This window comes from Pseudomonas sp. M2, assembly GCF_015751845.1.
GTDB lineage: Bacteria > Pseudomonadota > Gammaproteobacteria > Pseudomonadales > Pseudomonadaceae > Aquipseudomonas > Aquipseudomonas putida_E.
Genome location: NZ_JADOUD010000001.1, coordinates 4,898,262 through 4,916,870, shown reverse-complemented (window position 1 = coordinate 4,916,870; position 18,609 = coordinate 4,898,262). Strand labels below are relative to the sequence as shown.

Sequence of the window (18,609 nt, the reverse complement as noted above, 5' to 3'; positions counted from 1 at the left end):
TCACAGGCTCCCGGCTTTGTCGAGGAACAGGCAGGCGGCCAGCAGGTCGGCGGCACCGCCCGGTGAGGCGTTCAGTTGCAACAGTTGGGTGTCCAGCAGGCGCAAGTGGCGGCGGCCGTCGAGGGTGGCACTGCCACCGGCTGCGAGCACATGGCGGGCGCCCTGTTGGAGCGTTTGCAGGCCCTCGGGGCCGGCGCGCCAGAGCACGCAGGTGTCACTCAGCGCGGCCATGATCGCCAGCAAGGCATCGAGGCGTGCGTGGTTTTCGCTGACACCGTTGGCGCGGCTGCGGCGCAGTTGCGGCAGGCCGTGTTCGATCACGGCAGGAAAGCCCTGTTGCGCCTGTTCGCGGGCACCGCCGGCGCCGTAACGGTGGCGCACCTGGGTGCCGTGGCTGTCGTGGGCGGTGGCGGCCGGGTCATCGATCAGGGCGATGCGCCCGGCACGGGCTGCGACGGTACTCGCGTCAGCCTGGGCATCCAGGGCCCGGGCGGCCACCAGCAAGCCAAGGGCCCATATCGCGCCGCGGTGGGTATTGACCCCGGCGGTGGTGGCCAGCATCGCAGCCTCCCCTTCACGGCCGATACGGCCCAGCTCGATGCGCAGCGCCAGGCCAACCTCGCCATGGGCCTGGGCGGCGTCGGCCATTTGCCGCAAGCAAGGCCAAAGGGCAAGCGCCGAGGCATGCATAAGGGCCAGCGTCATGTCGCTGTGCGCGCCGCTGCTACGCCGGTCCACCAGGCCGGGCTTGGGTGACAGGTCGGCCTCGTCCAGCAGGGCTTCCACGGCCAGGTCGGCCAGCCGGTCGGCAAGGGGAATGGCGTTTTCAGGTGCCGGCCTGATCGCCGGCAAGCCTGCCCCCACAGGGATCGTGCAGTTTTCAAGCGGGCGGCCGGCCCGGTGAAGGGGACCATAGGGTTGCAGATCGAATAGTTGCATCACCAGCTCCTGAACCGTGCGGGCGGGTTGTACAGACCACCGGACCACTCCACCAGGTCGGCGATGCTGCGCGCAGCGAGCAGTTCACGGCTGGCATCGGTACGGCGGATGCCCAGGTCTTCGGGCAAGGCCACCAGGCCTTGCTGGCGCAGGCGCAAGGTGTCCTTGGGGTCATGGCGCAAGCCGATGGCGGTGACCCCGGCCACGGCGGCGATCATCTGCTGGCGCTCTTGCAGGCTGCGGGCCTTGTACAGGTACGCGATACCCTCTTCGGTCAGCAGGTGGGTGACGTCATCGCCGTAGATCATCACCGGTGCCAGCGGCATGCCGGCCTTCTTCGCCACGTCCACGGCGTCCAGGGTTTCGACGAAGGTCGGTTTGCCGCCTTCCTGGTAGGTTTCGACCATCTGCACCACCAGCTTGCGGCCGCGTTCGAGCAAGGTGTCGGGCACCGTCATGTCGAGCCAGGCCGGGGTGGCGTGGCGCCTGCCGCGGGGGTCGTGGCCCATGTTGGGTGCGCCGCCGAAGCCGGCCAGGCGGCCGCGGGTGACGGTCGAGGAATGGCCATCACCATCGACCTGCAAGGTGGCGCCGATGAACAGGTCGACCGCGTACTGCCCGGCCAGCTGGCACATCATGCGGTTGGAGCGCAGCGAGCCGTCGCGGCCGGTGAAAAACACGTCCGGGCGTTGCGCGATGTAGTCTTCCATGCCCAGTTCGGTGCCGAAGCAATGCACGCTTTCGACCCAGCCGGTCTCGATGGCCGGGATCAGCGTGGGGTGCGGGTTGAGCGTCCAGTTGCGGCAGATCTTGCCCTTCAGGCCCAGCGACTCGCCGTAGGTCGGCAAAATCAGCTCGATGGCGGCCGTGTTGAAACCAATGCCGTGGTTGAGCGACTGCACGTTGTGTTTTTCGTAGATGCCGCGGATGGCCATCATCGCCATCAGCACGTGCACCGGTTTGATGTGCCGTGGGTCGCGGGTGAACAGTGGCTCGATATAAAACGGCTGGTCAGCGACCACCACGAAGTCCACCCAGGAAGCCGGAATGTCCACGCGCGGCAGGTCGTCGACGCGGTCGACCAGCTGGTTGACCTGGGCGATCACCAGGCCATCGCTGAAGGCGGCCGGCTCCACCAGTGCCGGCGTGTCCTCGGTACTGGGGCCGGTGTACAGGTTGCCGTCACGGTCGGCCATGAACCCGGCGACCAGGGTTACATTGGGGATCAGGTCGACCAGCAGGCGCGAATACAACTCGATGTAGGTATGAATGGCGCCGACCTCGAGCAGGCCGTCTTCCAGCAACTGGCCGATGCGCAGGCTCTGCGGGCCGGCGAAAGAAAAGTCGAGCTTGCGGGCGATACCCCGTTCGAACAGGTCCAGATGCTCGGCACGGCTGACGCTGGGCATGATCATGTGCAGGTCGTGCAGGCGCTCGGGGTCGGCCTTGGCCAGCGAACGGGAGAGGAAGTCAGCCTGCTTCTGGTTGTTGCCTTCGAGCACCACCCGGTCCCCTGGGGCGATCAACAGCTCCAGTGCCTCGACGATGCGCTCGGTTGGCAGCACCACACCGTCGGCCAGGTGACGGACCCGCTCCAGGCGGCGCTGCTTCTCGGCGCGCCGCCTGGACCATTGCGGCGGTGGATTCTTCGTTATGGTCATGGGTGACTCCACGGGTTCGCTGTCGTGGGGGCACAGTAGGACGCGGGGGTTGGGTGATCAATCAAGCTGGGGGCGTGATCGTTACGGTCAGGGTAATGGTTGCAAGGAGGTTGCCTGCAATGCACGACCCTGAAAAACTCAAAGCCGTAGCCATGGCAAAAACGCACGCCTCACCTGCAGATATATCCATTGTGCAGGGCAATTTTGCATGACAGGATCCACCGATCCTCCAGCGCACTCCAGACTTCACTTGGAAAATCAATAACAAAGCAGGAAGAACGCGATGACCGCGCACGCTCATACCTCGGCAACGGCCCATGTACTGGCCGAGGTCCGCAACCAGATTGGCCACCTCACCCTCAACCGCCCCAGTGGCCTCAACGCCCTGACCCTCGACATGGTGCGCAGCCTGCGCCAGCACCTGGACCATTGGGCCGATGACCCGCAGGTGCAAGCGGTGGTGCTGCGCGGCGAAGGCCCCAAAGGCTTTTGCGCCGGCGGCGACATCCGCTCGCTGCATGACAGCTACAAGGCTGGCGACACGCTGCACGAAGACTTCTTCGTCGAGGAATACGCCCTTGACCTGGTGATCCACCGCTACCGCAAACCGGTGCTGGTGCTGATGGACGGCTTCACCCTGGGTGGCGGCATGGGCCTGGCACAGGGCTGCGACCTGCGTATCGTCACCGAGCGCAGCCGGCTGGGGATGCCCGAAGTCGGCATCGGCTATTTCCCCGACGTTGGCGGCAGCTACTTCCTCTCGCGCATCCCCGGGGAGCTGGGCACCTACCTGGGCGTCAGTGGCGCGCAGATCCAGGCGGCCGACGCGCTGTATTGCGGGCTGGCCGACTGGTACCTGCCAAGCGAAAAACTCGCGGAACTGGATGAAGGCCTCGACCAACTGGACTTCGGCGCCCATCCGCTCAAGGCGTTGCAAAACCTGCTCGCGAAGCTGGGCAGCCAGGTGCTGGACGACGCGCCGCTGGAAAAACTGCGCCCGGTCATCGACCACTTCTTCGCCCTGCCTGATATGGCAGCAATCATCGAGCAACTGCGGGCAGTCAGCATCGGCGACAGCCACCAGTGGGCGCTGGCCACCGCCGACCAGCTGGAAAGCCGCTCGCCACTGGCCATGGCGGTTACCCTGGAGATGTTGCGCCGCGGCCGTTACCTGCCGCTGGAAGCGTGCTTCGCCATGGAGCTGCACCTTGACCGCCAGTGGTTCCAGCACGGCGACATCATCGAAGGTGTGCGCGCCCTGATCATCGACAAGGACAAGCAGCCACGCTGGAACCCGCCGACCTTGGCGGGCCTGCAACGCCAGCGCGTCGACCAATTCTTCGAAGGCCTGTGAGCCGGGGAGTACACAGATGCAAGACCTGGAACTGAGCGAAGAGCAGATCATGATCCGCGACATGGCCCGGGACTTCGCCCGCGGCGAAATCGCCCCGCATGCCCAGGCCTGGGAAAAAGCCGGCTGGATCGATGACGGCGTGGTGCGCAAGATGGGTGAGCTGGGCCTCTTGGGCATGGTGGTGCCGGAAGACTTCGGCGGCAGCTACACCGACTACGTGGCCTATGCCCTGGCCGTCGAGGAAATCTCCGCAGGCTGTGGCGCCACCGGTGCGATGATGAGCATCCACAATTCGGTGGGCTGCGGCCCGCTGCTGGCCTATGGCACGCCCGAGCAGCAGCAGGCATGGCTACCGCGCCTGGCCAGCGGCGAGGTGATCGGCTGCTTCTGCCTGACCGAGCCACAGGCCGGTTCCGAAGCGCACAACCTGCGCACCCGCGCCGAGTTGATCGACGGCCAATGGGTGATCAATGGCGCCAAGCAGTTCGTCAGCAACGCCCGCCGCGCGGGCCTGGCGATCGTCTTTGCCGTGACCGACCCAGAGCTGGGCAAGAAAGGCCTCTCCGCATTCCTGGTACCCACCGACAATCCGGGGTTCAAGGTCGATCGCAGCGAACACAAGATGGGTATCCGTGCATCCGACACCTGCGCCGTCACCTTCGACAATTGCCGCATCCCCGCCGCCAACCTGTTGGGCGAGCGTGGCAAGGGCCTGGCCATTGCCTTGTCCAACCTCGAAGGCGGGCGTATCGGCATCGCGGCCCAGGCCCTGGGCATCGCCCGTGCCGCGTTCGAGGCTGCGCTGGTCTATTCCCGCGACCGGGTGCAGTTCGGCAAGCCGATCAACGAGCACCAGAGCATCGCCAACCTGCTGGCCGACATGCAGGTGCAGGTCAATGCCGCACGGCTGCTGATCCTGCATGCCGCACGTCTGCGCAGCGCAGGCAGACCCTGCCTGTCGGAGGCGTCACAGGCCAAGCTGTTCGCATCGGAGATGGCCGAGCGGGTGTGCTCGATGGCGATCCAGGTGCATGGCGGCTATGGCTACCTGGAAGATTACCCGGTCGAGCGCTATTACCGTGACGCACGCATCACGCAGATCTATGAAGGGTCGAGCGAGATCCAGCGGATGTTGATTGCCAGGGAGTTGAAGCACTATCCGTTGTGATGTTCCTCGCTGGGGCCCACAGGTAAAGCCCTGCCCGCCAGGCTGGCAGGGCTCCTGTGGGAGCAACTGGCTTGCCAGCGATTGTGCCCGTCAAGTCAGCGCCGTTGCTTGAAGGTCTGCGAAGGCAGCTGCCCAAAACGCTCGCGGTAGGTCTCGGAAAACCGCCCCAGGTGCAGGAAGCCGTAATCCATCGCCAGTTCCGTCACACTGCGCACCGCGCAACTGCCATCGCTCAGGCACGCATGCACCCGCTCCAGTTTGCGTTGGCGTACGTACTGCTTGGGCGTGGTGCCCAGGTGGCGATCGAACAACGCATACAATGAACGCACACTCATGCAGGCCTGTTCGGCCAGCGTCTCGGCTGCCAGCTCCAGTTTGAGGTTGCGGTCGATGTAGTCCAGGATCCGCTCCAGGCTGGCCCCCGGCGTAGCCAGGCTTTCCCGGCGGATGTTGGTGCTCATCAGCGTCAACAGCTTGCTGGCGACGATCTGGCTGTAGTGCCCCTGCACCCGCGGCAGCGAATCACTCACCTCGGCCTCATGGCAGACCATGGCCAGCAGGTTGACGAAACCGTCCAGCTCTTCGAGCCGGTAGTGGTTGCGCAAAAACCGTACTCCTCCCTCAGGCCGCTGCCAGCGCTGCTCCTCGCAGATCGAGTCGAGCATGTGCGTCGGCACCTTGAGAATGAACTTCTCGCAGTCTTCGGAATAGGTAAGGTCCACCGGGTCGTCGGGGTTGATCAGCAGCAGCTCGCCCGGCACCAGGTGGTGCTCGCGCTGATGCCCGCGCCACAGGCAGTTGCCGTTGAGCAGCACCTGCAAGTGATAGATGGTTTCCAGGGCTGGTGAGGTGACCCGCACGCTGCCACCGTAGCTGATGCGGCACAGGTCGAGCTCGGCGAACTTGCGGTGGCTGAGGCTGGCCTGCGGATGCGTGGTGCGCGACAGCCCGATGCAGTGCTGGCCCACATGACGGTTGACGTAATCGGATACCGCATAAGGGTCGGCGTGATGGAACACGCTACTGCGCTCGCTCAGCAGGCGGCTTTCCATAGGCAAGGCACTCGGTATCGTTATTGTTCTGGGCGCCGCACCCTACTGGCCTGGGGCCTGTGGTTGCGGTCGTTCACGGTCATTCTACCGGGCCGGGGTCGGGTTTCTAAAGGCAGCTGACCGCCGGTGGCTTGGTCCCACACTAAGCAAAAGATGGGGGTTGGGCAATGAGATGTTCGGATTGGCCGGGCGGCTATCGGACAGGCGCGAGCAGCGCTTGGGCGGTTATCGAACGAAACAGCTTGCAACCAACCTGCACGTCCACCCGGTAACTTTTCCCACATCAGAACCTGCGGATCTGTTAAAAAACCGCATGCCCACCTACTTCCTTACGCACCTGCGCCGTCGCTGGCTCACCTGGCTGTGTGCCACCTTCCTGATGGTCGGCCTGCCGGCCGGCTGCGCCGTGCTGCAGCACAAGGAACGCGAACTGGTATTCCGTATCGAGCCTGGCCAGGCCAGCTGGTTCCGCGGCCTGCCCAATGGTGTGCAGGAACTGGACCTGCGCCCGCGCAGCTTCGCCGCCAACCAGAGCCTGCACGCCTGGTGGTGGCCGGCCCGCCGCGCCGATGCGCCGGCCATCCTCTACCTGCACGGCGTACGCTGGAACCTCACCGGCCAGCTGTTTCGCATCGAACAGCTGCATGCCATGGGGTATTCGGTGCTGGCCGTGGATTACCGAGGCTTCGGCCAAAGCCGCGGCGGCCTGCCGTCCGAAGCGACAGTTTACGAAGACGCGCGCATTGCCTGGGAGCGGTTTGCCCAACTGCAACCCGATGCAGGCAAACGCCTGATCTTTGGCCATTCACTGGGCGGCGCAGTGGCGGTGGAGCTGGCTGCCGACCTGGCGCGCCAGGCGCAGAAAGACGGCGGTACAGCACCGGCGCGGGGGTTGATCCTGGAGTCGACCTTCACCTCGCTGGGCGATGTCGCCGCTGCCGTGGCCGATACCACCCTGCCGGTGCGCTGGTTGCTGTCGCAGAAATTCGATTCGCTGGACAAGATCAAGGACGTCGGCCTGCCATTGTTGCTGGTGCACGGGCTCGACGACCGTTTCGTGCCGCCGCGTTTCAGCCAGCAATTGTTCGAAGCGGCGCAGGAGCCCAAAACCTTGTTGCTGGTACCAGGGGCCAGCCACAACAACAGCATGAGCCGCGCCGGCCAGCGCTATCAGCGTGCGATTCGGGCATTGCTGTAACGGGGTTCACTGCACCGGCAGGAAATTCATCAGCAACAGGCTTTGCGCGTAGTTGAGCCCGATCCGCCGGTAGCGCTCATCTAACAGTTGCGCCAGCAGATCCAGCCGCGCCACGATCTTGCCGAACTCCACTGCAAAACTCAGGTTGCTGCCCTCCTGCGAAATCTCGTTGGAAAATAGCAGCAATACCCCATTGGCATCCTGGCGCTGGCTGAGCATCCAGGTGGCCTTTTCGATGTTGCGAGCGGCGTTGTTGACGAACAAAGGGTCGATGGTGTCCGTCATGTAGAACTCGGTTCGCCCACCGTGTGCGGTGATCAGCATGCTGCCGATGGCGTAGATGAACGCACCGACCCGGTCACCGCGAAACTCCGGGCTCAGGGCATAACTCAAGGCAACGAGGTCGCGACGGTTACCCAGCTGCGCCAAGGGTTGACGCTGTTCGATGGCAATGCGGATCTGCCGCTCTGCAGTGGCGGCATCGAGGTAACCGGACATCTTCCACTGGCTGGGGTTGCGCAGGTACAGCTTGTTCATCAGCAGGTACAGGCTCTGCAGGTTGTCGCGCATGGCCAGCGTCGCCATGCGGTCGACACTGGTCTGGAACAGCTCGCTGGGCTTGCCGTTGCCGAACTGGCTGACGATGTCCTGGCCTTGCTGCTGGGTGCAGGCGCCCAGGCAGACCAGTGTGCCTGCCAGCAGCAGGCGCGGGAAGAATACGGGTTTGCTTGCAACCATCGGCACCGGGTCGAAATCGGCGGCCGTGCCGGGGATCGGCGCGGCCTGGCCAAGCATAGAGCCCGCAAACCGGAAAAAGTGCGATGGCGGGGCTACCGCAAGTCAGTGCACCTGCTCGCCGGCTTGCCTAGGTCTGCCAGGCTGGCGCCCATGAAAGCCCTGCAACCAGCGATCACATGGCGTGGCGCAGCATCTGCACCACTTGAGCGTGCAGTACCGGATCACCACACGCCACCACACAGCCGCCGTGCTGTGCCGAACTGCCATCCCAAGCGGTGATCACCCCGCCCGCCCCTTCGATGATCGGCATCAGCGCCTGCACGTCATACGGTTGCAGGCTCGCTTCGACGATCACATCGACAAACCCCGAGGCCAGCATGCAGTAGGCGTAGCAATCGCCGCCGTAGCGCATCAGCCGCGCCTTGTCAGCCACGGCCTGGAACGCAGCCTTGCGCTCTGGGGTATCGAACATGTCTGGCGTCGTGCACATCAAGGTTGCCGCCGCCAGGTCTGCACAGGCGCGGGTCTTCAATGGCGTGCCGCTGCGCCACGCACCTTCGGGGGTACCGACGAAACGCTCACCGGTGAAAGGTTGGTTCATCACCCCCAGCACGGGGCGGGTACCATCGTTGAGGGCGATCAGCGTACCCCACAGTGGCAGGCCGGTGATGAAGGCGCGGGTGCCATCGATGGGGTCGAGCACCCAGGTCAATGGGCTGCTGCCGATTGCCACACCCTGCTCTTCGCCAAGAATGCCGTGTTCCGGGTAACGCGCCTGGATCAGCGTGCGCATGGCGTCTTCGGCAGCCTTGTCGGCCACGGTCACCGGGTCGTACAGGCGCCCGCCCTTGTCCTCGACGTCCAGGCTGGCACGAAAGTACGGCTGGATCGCGGCTGCAGCGGCATCGGCCAACTGCTCGGCGAAGGCGCGGAATTCGCCGGTCTGTTCAGCACTCAGGGACATGAAACGGGCCTCGTGAAATGATGGGGCTGGCATCATACCCGACAAACCCTTTGGCGGTAGACGCCTGCGTATTCGCGGGCAAGCCCGCTGCCGCCTAGACTGAACAGACCAGATCAACAGGCATGAACCGGGGGGCTGCCCACACGTGGAGGTGTGCGATGAGCCAGTTCAAGCGTTTGTTAGTCATGCTCGGCCCGCAGATGCGTTACACGCCCGCGCTGCAACGCGCGGCGGCGTTGGCTGAATCCAGCGGTGCCCTGCTGGATATCAATGTCTTCGTCGACGATGTCGACACCTTTGGCCTGATGAGCGACGGCCGTGAACGCGAGCGGCTACTCGCCGACAACCGCCAGTGGCTGGCCGATGCCACCGAGCAATTGCGCGATGACGGCCTGGACGTGTCCACCGAACTGCTGCTCACCCGTGATCCGCTGGGCAGCGTGATCGAGCGCATCGAGCAGTTGGGCTGTGATTTGCTGATCAAGGATGTACAGCACGAACCAGTGCTCAAGCGCCTGTTGGTCACACCGCTGGACTGGCAACTGCTCAAGGACAGCCCGGTGGCCGTACACCTGGTGAGCGACATTCGCCTGCCACTGCCCCGGCAAATCGCCGTCGCCGTCGACCTCAACAGCCACGGTGCCGGCGAACACCTGGACGAGCAGGTGATCCACTGCGCCCATGCCTTGGCCCTGCAGTGCAACGCCGAACTGCACCTGTTGCATGTATGCGATGCGGCCAGGACCCATCTCGCCGACTTCGGCGCCGGCACGGTGACCATGCCCGGTTTCGAGGGCAGTGTGCGCACCGCGCAACGGGCAGCGTTCAATCGCCTGGGTGACCATCACCAGGTCCCGCTGGAACGCCGACACTTTCTGGAAGGTGCAGCGATTCGGGCGATCGCCCAGTTCGTCAGCCACGGCCGAGTCGATGTGATCGTGATGGGCAACCACCGGCATGACGCCATGCAGACGTTCCTGGGCGGGACCACGGCGCATGTGCTGGAGCATCCGCTGTGCAATGTGCTGGCGGTCAAAGGGGTGCGTTGAGGCATCAGCTGAAACTTTTGGGGCTGTCGGATTGATCGCCGGCTGCGCGGCGCTTGATCTGACAGCCCAGTCAATCGCACGACCAGCATCAAACTGGTACTCCCGACCCACTTAAAAATAATGCATTTGATAATGATTCGTAGTACTTTCGCGACGTATCACTCCCCTTCCTAGCGCCCTACTTCAGGATCGTACCGTCGATGCGTCGCACGTTCGTTTCGCTTTGTGTACTACATGCTGTCTCCCCGTTGGCTTTCGCCGAGGCCGAATCTCTCGGTAACCCCGCCCAGATCGAACTCCAGGCCCTGAACATTAGCGGTGCCGCCGACACTGAACGCGCCGACGGGCCGGTCGACGGCTACAAAGCCAGTCGTTCGGCCAGTGCCACACGCACAGACACCGTACTGCACGAAATACCGCAATCGATCAGCGTCGTACCCAAGGATGTACTCGAAGACACCGGTGCCACGCGGCTGCAGGACGGCCTGGACTACGCAGGCGGCGTCGGCCGCGCCAACAACTTTGGCGGCCAGGGCCTGACCACTTTCACGGTGCGCGGTTTCACCACGGGCGAGTTCTACCGCAACGGCTTCCCGATCAACCGTGGCTACCCGAACGCTCCCGATGCCAACAGTGTGGAGCGGCTGGAAGTGATCCGCGGCCCGGCCACCAGCCTCTATGGCCGTGGCGACCCGGGCGGGACCTTCAACGTGGTCAGCAAGCAGCCGCTGGCGGACCCCAAGGTGACGCTTGGCAGCCAGCTCGACGACCAGGGCATGCACCGGGCAACGCTCGATGCCACGGGGCCGCTCAATGAAGATGGCTCGCTCGCCTACCGCCTGAACGTGCTGGGTGAAGGTGGTGATAGCTTCCGCGACGATGTCGAGAGCGAACGCTATGACGTTGCGCCCGTGCTCAGCTGGCAGGTCAATGACGCCACGAAGATCGTCTTCGAGGGCGACTTCATGCGCAACAACCACCCGCTCGACCGGGGCCTTACCCGCCTGCCCGGCCAGCGCGGCACCGCCTCGCGTGACACCAATATCTGGGAAAAAGGCAGCGACAACCTGCTGCACAACGACAACAACATGGCGCAGTTGCGCTTCGAGCACGCGCTCAGCGATGACTGGACCTTGGGCGGCGGCATGCAGTGGCTGGACGGCTCACTCAAGGGCAACGCCGTGGAAGCCAATGCTTTGCAGGCCGACGGCCGCACCCTGGGGCGCAACTTCAACTACCGCAAGCTCGAATGGACCGACCGTGACTACCAGCTCAACCTGACCGGCCACTTCGACACAGGTGGCTTCGCCCACACCCTGCTGACCGGTATCGAATATGAAGACTATGACTACAGCTCGATCATTCAACGCTCGGCCGACGGTGCTGTCGCCTATCCGATCGACATCTTCGACCCGGTGCTGGGCCAGCCGCGCCCTGCCCTGACCCGCACGACTACCCACGACAAGGAAAACCTCAAGACCTGGGCCGCCTTCATCCAGGACCAGGTCGCCCTGACCGAGCGCCTGAAGGCGCTTGCCGGCGTGCGTTTCGAGCGTTACGAACATGACTACGACAACAAACGGAACAATGCTGGTGACTTCAGCAAGGGCGAAAACGGCGTCACCCCTCGTTTCGGCCTGCTGTATGACATCACCGACACGCTTGCCGTGTACGCCAACACCGCGCGCTCGTTCAAACCCAACAGTGGCGCCAGCCTGCAAGGCAGTGGTTTCGACCCTGAGAAAGGCAAGTCGTATGAGTTGGGTGTGAAGTGGGAAGCGCCCGATCGCCAGCTAAGCATCGACGCGGCTGTCTACCACATCGTCAAGGAAAACGTGCTGACCCGCGACCCCAATGACCCTTCTGGTACCTACAGCATCGCCGCCGGCGAGGTGCGCAGCCGCGGGCTGGACATCAACATTGCCGGCAACCTCACCCCTGAGTGGCGTGTGATCGGTGGCTATGCCTATGTCGACGCCGAGGTCACCCAAGACAACACCGTGCCCAGCGGCACGCGCCTGGCGAACATCCCGCGCAACAGCTTCAGCCTGCTGAACACCTACGAGTTTCAGGATGGACTGGCCAAGGGCCTGGGGCTGGGGGTTGGGGTGAAGTACATCGATGACCGTGCCGGGCAGACCGCCGCGACGACCTACACCATGGCGAGCTACAGCGTGGTCGACCTGCACAGCTTCTACAAGGTCAACGAGCATGTACGGCTGAACCTGGACGTGAAGAACGTGTTCAACAAGGGCTATGACGAAGGGGCGTTCAACACTTACGTGTACCCGGGTGCACCGCGCACGGTGCAAGCCGGGGTTGCGTACACCTTCTGAATGGCCGGGGCCGCTGGCGCGGCCCGCCGTTTCAGAACGCCTTGCTGTAGAACAGCGAGTAGGATTCGATGCCGTCGTTCGGCTGTTTGATACCGGCGTTGGAGTAGTGCATGGCACGGATGCCGACTTTCTGCTCGCCCGGCAACTTCAGGCCGAAGCCGATGCGGTCCTCGAAATTGACCGACGAACCCAGGTGTTGATCGCCGACATCGGTCTTGGAAAATGCTGCCAGGCCGATGCCTGCCTCGATGTACGGGGTGTAGGTGAAGCCGCTGAATTCGTAGGTGAACACCGGGCTGAACGACAGCGAGTGAGCACCGCTGGCCTCGCCACCTTCCCAGTAGGTGTAGGCTGCATCCCAATAACCGGTCACGAAGCCGGTGCTGCTTTGCAGCCATTTCTTGTCCCAGTCGAAGGCCAGGCCGATACGGTAAGTCATGTCGCCCTGGCTGGTGGCGCCCACGGCGCCGGACACCTGCGCGGCCTGGGCCAGATTGGCCCCGGCAACAGCCAATGCGGCGGCTGCGAGCATAGTGGCAAGACGGGTTTTCATCGATGACATCTCCTGATGGTCAACACGGGCAAGCGGGGGCTTTTGCCCCTCGATTTTTACGGTGGCCGGTGCATCCAACCGGTCACACGAGGTAATACTTTTCTGATTATTGTCCAATTAATCAGAAAGTTGGAAGTGAATTGCCACCAATGGCTAATGTTCAGTACGGTCTGAGCCAGCGCGCCGCTCCTCAAGCAGCTTAACGAACATGCTCAAGCTGCGCGATACGGTACCGCGGCGCCACACCAGCCAGGTCTTGAGGTAGCGAAAATCCTCCGACATGGGCCAGGCGCTAACCGTGGTGCAGCCGGGCATGTTGTCGAGCATGCTGCGTGGCAACATGGCCAGGCCGGCACCTGCGCTGACGCAGGCGAGCATGCCGTGGTAGGACTCCATTTCATGGATCTTGCCTGGTACCGCCTGGTCCTGGACGAACCAGTTCTCGAAATGATGGCGGTACGAGCAGTTGGCACGGAAGGCGTAGATACTCGCACCGTTGACGTCCTGCGCACGGGTTACCGGGGCATGGTTGAGCGGCGAGATGATCACCATCTCCTCCTCGAATACCGGCATGCCTTCAAGCGTGGGGTGCAACAACGGGCCATCGACGAATGCTGCCACCAGGCGCCCGGACAGCACGCCTTCAAGCATGGTCCCCGACGGCCCCGTGGAAAGGTCCAGGTCGACTTTCGGGTAGCGCTGGTTATAGGCGGCCAGCAATGCCGGTATACGCACGGCTGCGGTGCTCTCCAGCGAACCCAGGGCGAAGGTGCCTTGCGGGTCTTCGCCCGCCACCGTCAACCGGGCCTCGTGCACCAGGTCGAGGATGCGCCGGGTGTATTCGAGGAAGTTCCAGCCAGCCGGCGACAGGCGCAGGCGGCTTTTTTCACGGATGAACAACTCGACACCCAGGTCTTCCTCCAGCTGCTTGATGCGCGTGGTCAGGTTAGACGGCACCCGATGGATGTGCTGGGCGGCGGCGCTGATGCTGCCCTGTTCGGCCACTGCCTTGAAGATCTCCAATTGCACCAGATCCACAGTCATTCTCCAAACGTGAATGTTTCGCTCATTATTATTCAGTTTTCATTAAACCCCTAGCCCACTAGTCTGGCCTCACTGATGAACAACAACGAGTGTGCAGCCATGAGCCAGATCAGCAGCCTGACCCACGCCATCTCCATCGACCCGCACAGCGGCGAGCAGATCGGCAGCTACCCTTTCGACACCGACGCCGCACTGGAAGCGGCGCTGCAACGTGCCGAGGCTGGCTATCGCCAGTGGCGCCAGGTGTCGCTGGGTCAGCGCAGCGAGTACCTGCTTGCCCTGGCCGACACCCTTGAGGCCAAGGCCGAAACCTTCGCGCTGATGATCAGCCGCGAAATCGGCAAGCCGATCAGCCAGGCCCGAGGTGAAGTGAACAAGTGCGTCGGCCTGTGCCGCTGGTACGCCGAGCACGGCCCGGCGATGCTTGCGGCTGAGCCGACCCAGGTCGAAAAAGCGCGTATCGAATACCGCCCGCTGGGCCCGATCCTGGCCGTGATGCCGTGGAATTTCCCGATCTGGCAGGTGCTGCGTGGCGCCGTACCGGCGATCCTGGCCGGCAACACCTATGTGCTCAAGCATGCGCCGAACGTCATGGGCAGCGCCTATCTGATGGGCGACCTGTTCAAGGATGCCGGCTTGCCCGAAGGCGTGTTCGAGGTACTCAACGTGACCCCGGACGGCGTCACCCGCGCCATCAACGACCCGCGCATCGCTGCCGTGACGTTGACCGGCAGCGTGCGTGCCGGCATGGCGATCGGCGCCCAGGCCGGTGCCGCGCTGAAGAAATGCGTGCTCGAGCTGGGTGGTTCCGATCCGTTCATCGTGCTGGCCGACGCCGACCTGGATGCTGCGGTGAAAGCCGCCGTGGTTGGCCGCTACCAGAACACCGGGCAGGTCTGCGCCGCGGCCAAGCGCCTGATCGTGGAAGAGAGCATCGTCGAGGCATTCACGCGCAAGTTCGTCGAGGCGACACGCCAGTTGAAGGTCGGCAACCCGCTGGAAGATGACACCTACATCGGCCCGATGGCGCGCTACGACCTGCGCGACGAGCTCGATGGCCAGGTCCAGGCGACCCTCGCCGAGGGCGCCACCTTGCTGTTGGGCGGCAACAAGGTCGAAGGCGTGGGCAACTTCTACGCCCCGACCGTGTTCGCCAACGTCACCCCGGACATGACCGCGTTCAAGCAGGAGCTGTTCGGCCCCGTGGCTGCGATCATCACTGCCCGCGATGCCGAACATGCGGTGGAGCTGGCCAACGACAGCGAATTCGGCCTGGCATCGACCATCTACACCGCAGACTATGCCCTGGCCGAGCGCATGACGGCAGCGCTGGACACCGGTGGGGTGTTCATCAACGGCTATTGCGCTTCTGACCCCCGCGTGGCCTTTGGTGGGGTGAAAAAGAGTGGCTTCGGGCGTGAGCTGTCGCATTTTGGCGTGCGCGAGTTCACCAACGCGCAAACCGTGTGGCTGGATCGCAACTGATTTCGTGAGCCGGGGCTGCTTTGCAGCCCAATCGCCGGCAAGCCGGCTCCCACAGTGACCGTGCTGCCCGTACGGTTTTCAAAGCTGGCAGCAATTGCTGTGGGAGCCGGCTTGCCGGCGATTGGGCCGCGCAGCGGCCCCGGGGCACGCTCAATCGCGGACCTGGTCCTTGACCCAGTCCAGCATCCCCCCTGGCACGATCAGCTCGTGCCGCGCCCGCGAACATGCGGTGTACAGCCCGGCCAGCATCCGTGCCCGCTCATTGCGGTTGCCGGCCGTTACCGGCGCAACCATCAGCTCCGGCGAGACCATCACCCGGGCGAACTCCATGTTCTTCACATCGCGTACACGGCCAAGGAACAGCTTAGGCGCCTTGTCCCAGCGGTAGCGGCTCTTGGCCTTGGCAAAGTGCTCCGGGGTGTAGCCCTTGCGCAGCATATTGGCCACGGCAACGAACGCCTTGTCGTCCCCCTTGTCTTGCTCAAGCGCCTGCCAGCTTGGGTATCGGAACAGCATCGGGTGACGCGGCCGCGTGCCATAGCGGTACAACTCGATGCAATCCTCGACGAACAGCTCGAAATCCTTGCGCGCGCTTTGCAGCAGCACGAACGGCACACCCTGGTGGGTCAGGCGCTGGAACCAACCGAACAACCCCCACTCGTCATCGACGATCAACGCGGTGGGCTGCTCGGGTACCGTCACAGCATCGAAGAAACTGACCCGCGTGTAATGCTCGGCACTGCCGCTGAAGGCTGCCTGGATGGCCGCCGGGTGGGCCTGGATCAACGGGTTGAGTACGCTGTCCATGGCAGGCCCTGCGCGTAATGAATGGTCGATATAACGCTGGCGGATGAAGCCGCCATGGTGCGGGCTCAAGCCATTGAGGTTCTGCAGCTCATCGCCCAGGGCAATGACAGATTGCGGGCTGCGATCCAGCACGGCGACCATGGGTGCGGACAACTCGTGGGCTTCATCGACGATCACATGGGTATAGCGGCTGTCGATCAGTTCGGCCGTCAGCGACAACAGTTTGACCCGATGGTAATCGCGCACCGGCAACTGGATCTCCCGCGACGATGGGCGGGTCAGCTCCTGCCAGTACAACCTGGCCTTTTCCAGCAGCACTTCCTGATCCAGCGGCGAGGTCCCCGGGCCGGCCCAGGGCAAGTGATGCAGCTGCAACTGGTTGTCGCCGCTGCGGCAGAAGCTGCGCACGGCCTTGATGCACAGGGCGACCACGTCCCGGGCGGCCAAGGGGCCGATATCCGGGATGGCCAGCCATTTCACCACCTGCGCCTCTTGCGGGCGCCATGACAACTTGGTTCGGTACGGATCGCGCAGGCGCCAACCGTTGCTGGTGAGGTCGCGGTTGAGAATCTCGTCGGCCAGTTGGCCAAAGGTCATCGCCGTGAACGCCTCAGCATCCTTGACCCGTGCCCGCAGTGCCCTGAGCTGGCCTTCGGTGAGGGCCAGCAGCAAGGTGCGTTGCGGGTCGAGCAGGCGCGCGAACTGGTGGATCAGGAAGGTTTTGCCGGTACCGGCGAACCCCTGCACCGCCACCGACTCGTCCACCCCGGACAAGAACTCGCGCAGCAGGCGGTTCTGCTGGTCGCTGAGCATGAGGTCGCTGGCCAACGACGGCAGGTACACCGGGTGCAACGGCGTGACCCGCTGCCGGTAGCTGCCGGCGAACTGGAAGTTCCACTGGCCTTCGGCGTCCTGAAATTCTTCCGCCGGGTAGTCGACTTCGGGTGATACCAGCGCGACGCCGTTCTCACCCAGCATGCCGAGCCCCATGGCAAACGCCTCGCGGTCGAAATGCTGCGCTACCTGGCCCTGAAAACGGCCAGGCGCCGCCGTTTCGACCTCATTGGCAATACGCACGATTTCAGCGAAGCGGCGTTCCTGTGCGTCAGCCGAAACGCTGGCAGGCTGGCGCGGCAGGTTCTGCACGAACAGCACGGAGGCCGCCTGCAGCACGCTGGCGCCAGGGAAAAAGTCGGTGGCTGGGGGGGCGCTGGCGAGGCGCTCGGCCTGGTCGCTGGGCAAAGGCAGGTAGAACATCGGGACCTCGGGTGAACACTGCCGGGCACGATAGCAACTTTCCCGACGCAATGCTGGGTTTAACCGCGAACCGGCCGGCCCCGCTTGAGCGTCTCGCTGGGCAGTTCCCGGAACAACTGCCGATAGCTTTCGGAAAAGCGCCCCAAATGCCAGAACGACCAGCGCATGGCCACTTCGGCAACCGTCACCTCGCCACCGCGCAACAGGTCGCGCCGCGCCCCATTGAGCCGGCGAAGCCGCAGCCAATGGGCCGGCGGCATGCCGGTAAACGCCTTGAATGCCTGCTGCAGCTGGCGCAGGGAAACGCCGGCAACGTCTGCCAACTCCAGCAGGTTAAGGGTTTCTTCGGGGCAGTCGGCAGCCCACTCACTGACCCGCTGCATGATCGCCCGCTCCTCTCCCCGCCGCCCCAGCGCTCCGCCCTGCAGCTGCTGGCAGGCGTTATCCAGGATGAACAGGCAGTCTTCCAGCAACTGTTCGGCCAACGCTTGCCCCGCAAGTGGGCAATCGGCTTGCCCCAATCGCGTCAGGGTAGCGCTGAGCCAACTGCCGAACAGCGCATTCTGGCCGCTGCCCAGCGGCACCATGAACAAGCCGTCAAGGCGCTGCGGGTCGAGGGCGTGGCTGGCCAGGAAGGCCTGGTCGAACACCACCGCCACCTCCTGGTAGTTCTCCGGTGTGATCCAGATATTGCGGCTCTGTTCGTTGAGCAGGTACAGGCTGTTTTCGCTGCGGTCGAAGCAAAACGCCAACGCGCCGCTGGGGGCACGGAAAAACTGCTCGACCCGCGTGTTCAGGCGCTCTTCGTACACCTGCACGCCATCCAGGCCCAGGCAACGCAGCTGGCCGCTGAAGTGGCCGGGCGACATCTGCCGGTACTGCTGCTGCCAACCGGGGGTGGCGCGCACCTGTTCGGTCACATCGGTGGTGTGGAAGGCCTGGACCTGCAAGGCATTGGGCGTTGTCACGCTGCGTCCTAATTGCACTCTTTTGGTGCATTCATT

15 protein-coding genes are annotated in these 18,609 nt (G+C 63.8%); 6 read left to right on the top strand and 9 right to left on the bottom strand.

Annotated elements, in window-relative coordinates; translation table 11 throughout:
* Together IWW33_RS22745 and mdcA are read right to left on the bottom strand one after the other, a co-directional pair.
* Complete coding sequence (locus IWW33_RS22745; RefSeq protein ID WP_174141924.1) at nt 1–939, bottom strand: triphosphoribosyl-dephospho-CoA synthase; 939 nt, start codon at nt 937–939, stop codon at nt 1–3.
* Nucleotides 939–2,600 carry a malonate decarboxylase subunit alpha gene (mdcA, locus tag IWW33_RS22740; RefSeq protein WP_039602996.1) on the bottom strand — a complete coding sequence of 554 codons (1,662 nt, stop codon included), beginning with the start codon at nt 2,598–2,600 and terminating at the stop codon, nt 939–941. The genes IWW33_RS22745 and mdcA overlap by 1 nt, the downstream gene beginning before the upstream one ends.
* Before the next feature lie 283 nt (nt 2,601–2,883).
* Here mdcA and IWW33_RS22735 point away from each other — a divergent pair, with 283 nt between their 5' ends.
* Nucleotides 2,884–3,954 (top strand): enoyl-CoA hydratase/isomerase family protein, encoded by a 1,071-nt coding sequence (locus IWW33_RS22735; protein ID WP_161871819.1) that lies wholly within the window; start codon nt 2,884–2,886, stop codon nt 3,952–3,954.
* A 16-nt stretch (nt 3,955–3,970) separates the two neighbouring features.
* Nucleotides 3,971–5,122, top strand: coding sequence for an acyl-CoA dehydrogenase family protein (locus tag IWW33_RS22730; RefSeq protein ID WP_115274632.1), 1,152 nt, complete (start codon nt 3,971–3,973; stop codon nt 5,120–5,122).
* A gap of 95 nt (nt 5,123–5,217) precedes the next feature.
* On the opposite strand, the gene IWW33_RS22725 is transcribed toward IWW33_RS22730, so the two are convergent.
* Nucleotides 5,218–6,174, bottom strand: a complete 957-nt coding sequence (locus tag IWW33_RS22725) for an AraC family transcriptional regulator (protein ID WP_046786014.1) — start codon at nt 6,172–6,174, stop codon at nt 5,218–5,220.
* Between the two features lie 313 nt (nt 6,175–6,487).
* On the opposite strand from IWW33_RS22725, the gene IWW33_RS22720 reads away from it, so the two are divergent.
* Nucleotides 6,488–7,372: an alpha/beta hydrolase gene (locus tag IWW33_RS22720; protein ID WP_174141923.1), complete on the top strand. Its 885-nt coding sequence runs from the start codon at nt 6,488–6,490 to the stop codon at nt 7,370–7,372.
* A 6-nt stretch (nt 7,373–7,378) separates the two neighbouring features.
* Here the strand turns inward: IWW33_RS22720 and IWW33_RS22715 are convergent, their stop codons facing one another.
* Both IWW33_RS22715 and hisN read right to left on the bottom strand, forming a co-directional pair.
* A complete protein-coding gene (locus IWW33_RS22715) occupies nt 7,379–8,110 on the bottom strand; it encodes a hypothetical protein (RefSeq protein WP_115275530.1) in 732 nt (243 codons plus the stop codon).
* Nucleotides 8,111–8,282: 172 nt separating this feature from the next.
* On the bottom strand, nt 8,283–9,074 hold the full coding sequence (gene hisN, locus IWW33_RS22710; RefSeq protein WP_115274630.1) for a histidinol-phosphatase: 792 nt from the start codon (nt 9,072–9,074) through the stop codon (nt 8,283–8,285).
* 158 nt (nt 9,075–9,232) lie between these two features.
* Between hisN and IWW33_RS22705 the strand changes: the two genes are divergently transcribed.
* Both IWW33_RS22705 and IWW33_RS22700 read left to right on the top strand, forming a co-directional pair.
* On the top strand, nt 9,233–10,123 hold the full coding sequence (locus IWW33_RS22705; RefSeq protein ID WP_046786012.1) for a universal stress protein: 891 nt from the start codon (nt 9,233–9,235) through the stop codon (nt 10,121–10,123).
* A gap of 200 nt (nt 10,124–10,323) precedes the next feature.
* Nucleotides 10,324–12,459: a TonB-dependent receptor gene (locus IWW33_RS22700; RefSeq protein ID WP_174141922.1), complete on the top strand. Its 2,136-nt coding sequence runs from the start codon at nt 10,324–10,326 to the stop codon at nt 12,457–12,459.
* Between the two features lie 31 nt (nt 12,460–12,490).
* On the opposite strand, the gene IWW33_RS22695 is transcribed toward IWW33_RS22700, so the two are convergent.
* Together IWW33_RS22695 and IWW33_RS22690 are read right to left on the bottom strand one after the other, a co-directional pair.
* Complete coding sequence (locus IWW33_RS22695; RefSeq protein ID WP_046786010.1) at nt 12,491–13,012, bottom strand: acyloxyacyl hydrolase; 522 nt, start codon at nt 13,010–13,012, stop codon at nt 12,491–12,493.
* A gap of 153 nt (nt 13,013–13,165) precedes the next feature.
* The gene (locus IWW33_RS22690) at nt 13,166–14,050 is read right to left on the bottom strand and encodes a LysR family transcriptional regulator (RefSeq protein WP_046786398.1); all 885 of its coding nucleotides are present in this window, start codon (nt 14,048–14,050) and stop codon (nt 13,166–13,168) included.
* A gap of 105 nt (nt 14,051–14,155) precedes the next feature.
* On the opposite strand from IWW33_RS22690, the gene IWW33_RS22685 reads away from it, so the two are divergent.
* Entirely contained in the window at nt 14,156–15,541 is a 1,386-nt protein-coding gene (locus IWW33_RS22685) for an aldehyde dehydrogenase family protein (RefSeq protein WP_174141921.1), read from the top strand.
* Nucleotides 15,542–15,691: 150 nt separating this feature from the next.
* Here IWW33_RS22685 and IWW33_RS22680 read toward each other — a convergent pair whose 3' ends face one another.
* Both IWW33_RS22680 and IWW33_RS22675 read right to left on the bottom strand, forming a co-directional pair.
* A complete protein-coding gene (locus tag IWW33_RS22680; RefSeq protein WP_174141920.1) occupies nt 15,692–17,605 on the bottom strand; it encodes an AAA family ATPase in 1,914 nt (637 codons plus the stop codon).
* A gap of 59 nt (nt 17,606–17,664) precedes the next feature.
* Nucleotides 17,665–18,573, bottom strand: coding sequence for a helix-turn-helix domain-containing protein (locus IWW33_RS22675; RefSeq protein ID WP_046786008.1), 909 nt, complete (start codon nt 18,571–18,573; stop codon nt 17,665–17,667).
* Nucleotides 18,574–18,609 lie beyond the last annotated feature (36 nt).

Bases quoted from the DNA above. Each gene is read 5' to 3' on its own strand.
- IWW33_RS22745 (WP_174141924.1), bottom strand. From the start codon at position 939: ATGCAACTATTCGATCTGCAACCCTATGGTCCCCTTCACCGGGCCGGC.
- mdcA (WP_039602996.1), bottom strand. From the start codon at position 2,600: ATGACCATAACGAAGAATCCACCGCCGCAATGGTCCAGGCGGCGCGCC.
- IWW33_RS22735 (WP_161871819.1), top strand. From the start codon at position 2,884: ATGACCGCGCACGCTCATACCTCGGCAACGGCCCATGTACTGGCCGAG.
- IWW33_RS22730 (WP_115274632.1), top strand. From the start codon at position 3,971: ATGCAAGACCTGGAACTGAGCGAAGAGCAGATCATGATCCGCGACATG.
- IWW33_RS22725 (WP_046786014.1), bottom strand. From the start codon at position 6,174: ATGGAAAGCCGCCTGCTGAGCGAGCGCAGTAGCGTGTTCCATCACGCC.
- IWW33_RS22720 (WP_174141923.1), top strand. From the start codon at position 6,488: ATGCCCACCTACTTCCTTACGCACCTGCGCCGTCGCTGGCTCACCTGG.
- IWW33_RS22715 (WP_115275530.1), bottom strand. From the start codon at position 8,110: ATGGTTGCAAGCAAACCCGTATTCTTCCCGCGCCTGCTGCTGGCAGGC.
- hisN (WP_115274630.1), bottom strand. From the start codon at position 9,074: ATGTCCCTGAGTGCTGAACAGACCGGCGAATTCCGCGCCTTCGCCGAG.
- IWW33_RS22705 (WP_046786012.1), top strand. From the start codon at position 9,233: ATGAGCCAGTTCAAGCGTTTGTTAGTCATGCTCGGCCCGCAGATGCGT.
- IWW33_RS22700 (WP_174141922.1), top strand. From the start codon at position 10,324: ATGCGTCGCACGTTCGTTTCGCTTTGTGTACTACATGCTGTCTCCCCG.
- IWW33_RS22695 (WP_046786010.1), bottom strand. From the start codon at position 13,012: ATGAAAACCCGTCTTGCCACTATGCTCGCAGCCGCCGCATTGGCTGTT.
- IWW33_RS22685 (WP_174141921.1), top strand. From the start codon at position 14,156: ATGAGCCAGATCAGCAGCCTGACCCACGCCATCTCCATCGACCCGCAC.
- IWW33_RS22680 (WP_174141920.1), bottom strand. From the start codon at position 17,605: ATGTTCTACCTGCCTTTGCCCAGCGACCAGGCCGAGCGCCTCGCCAGC.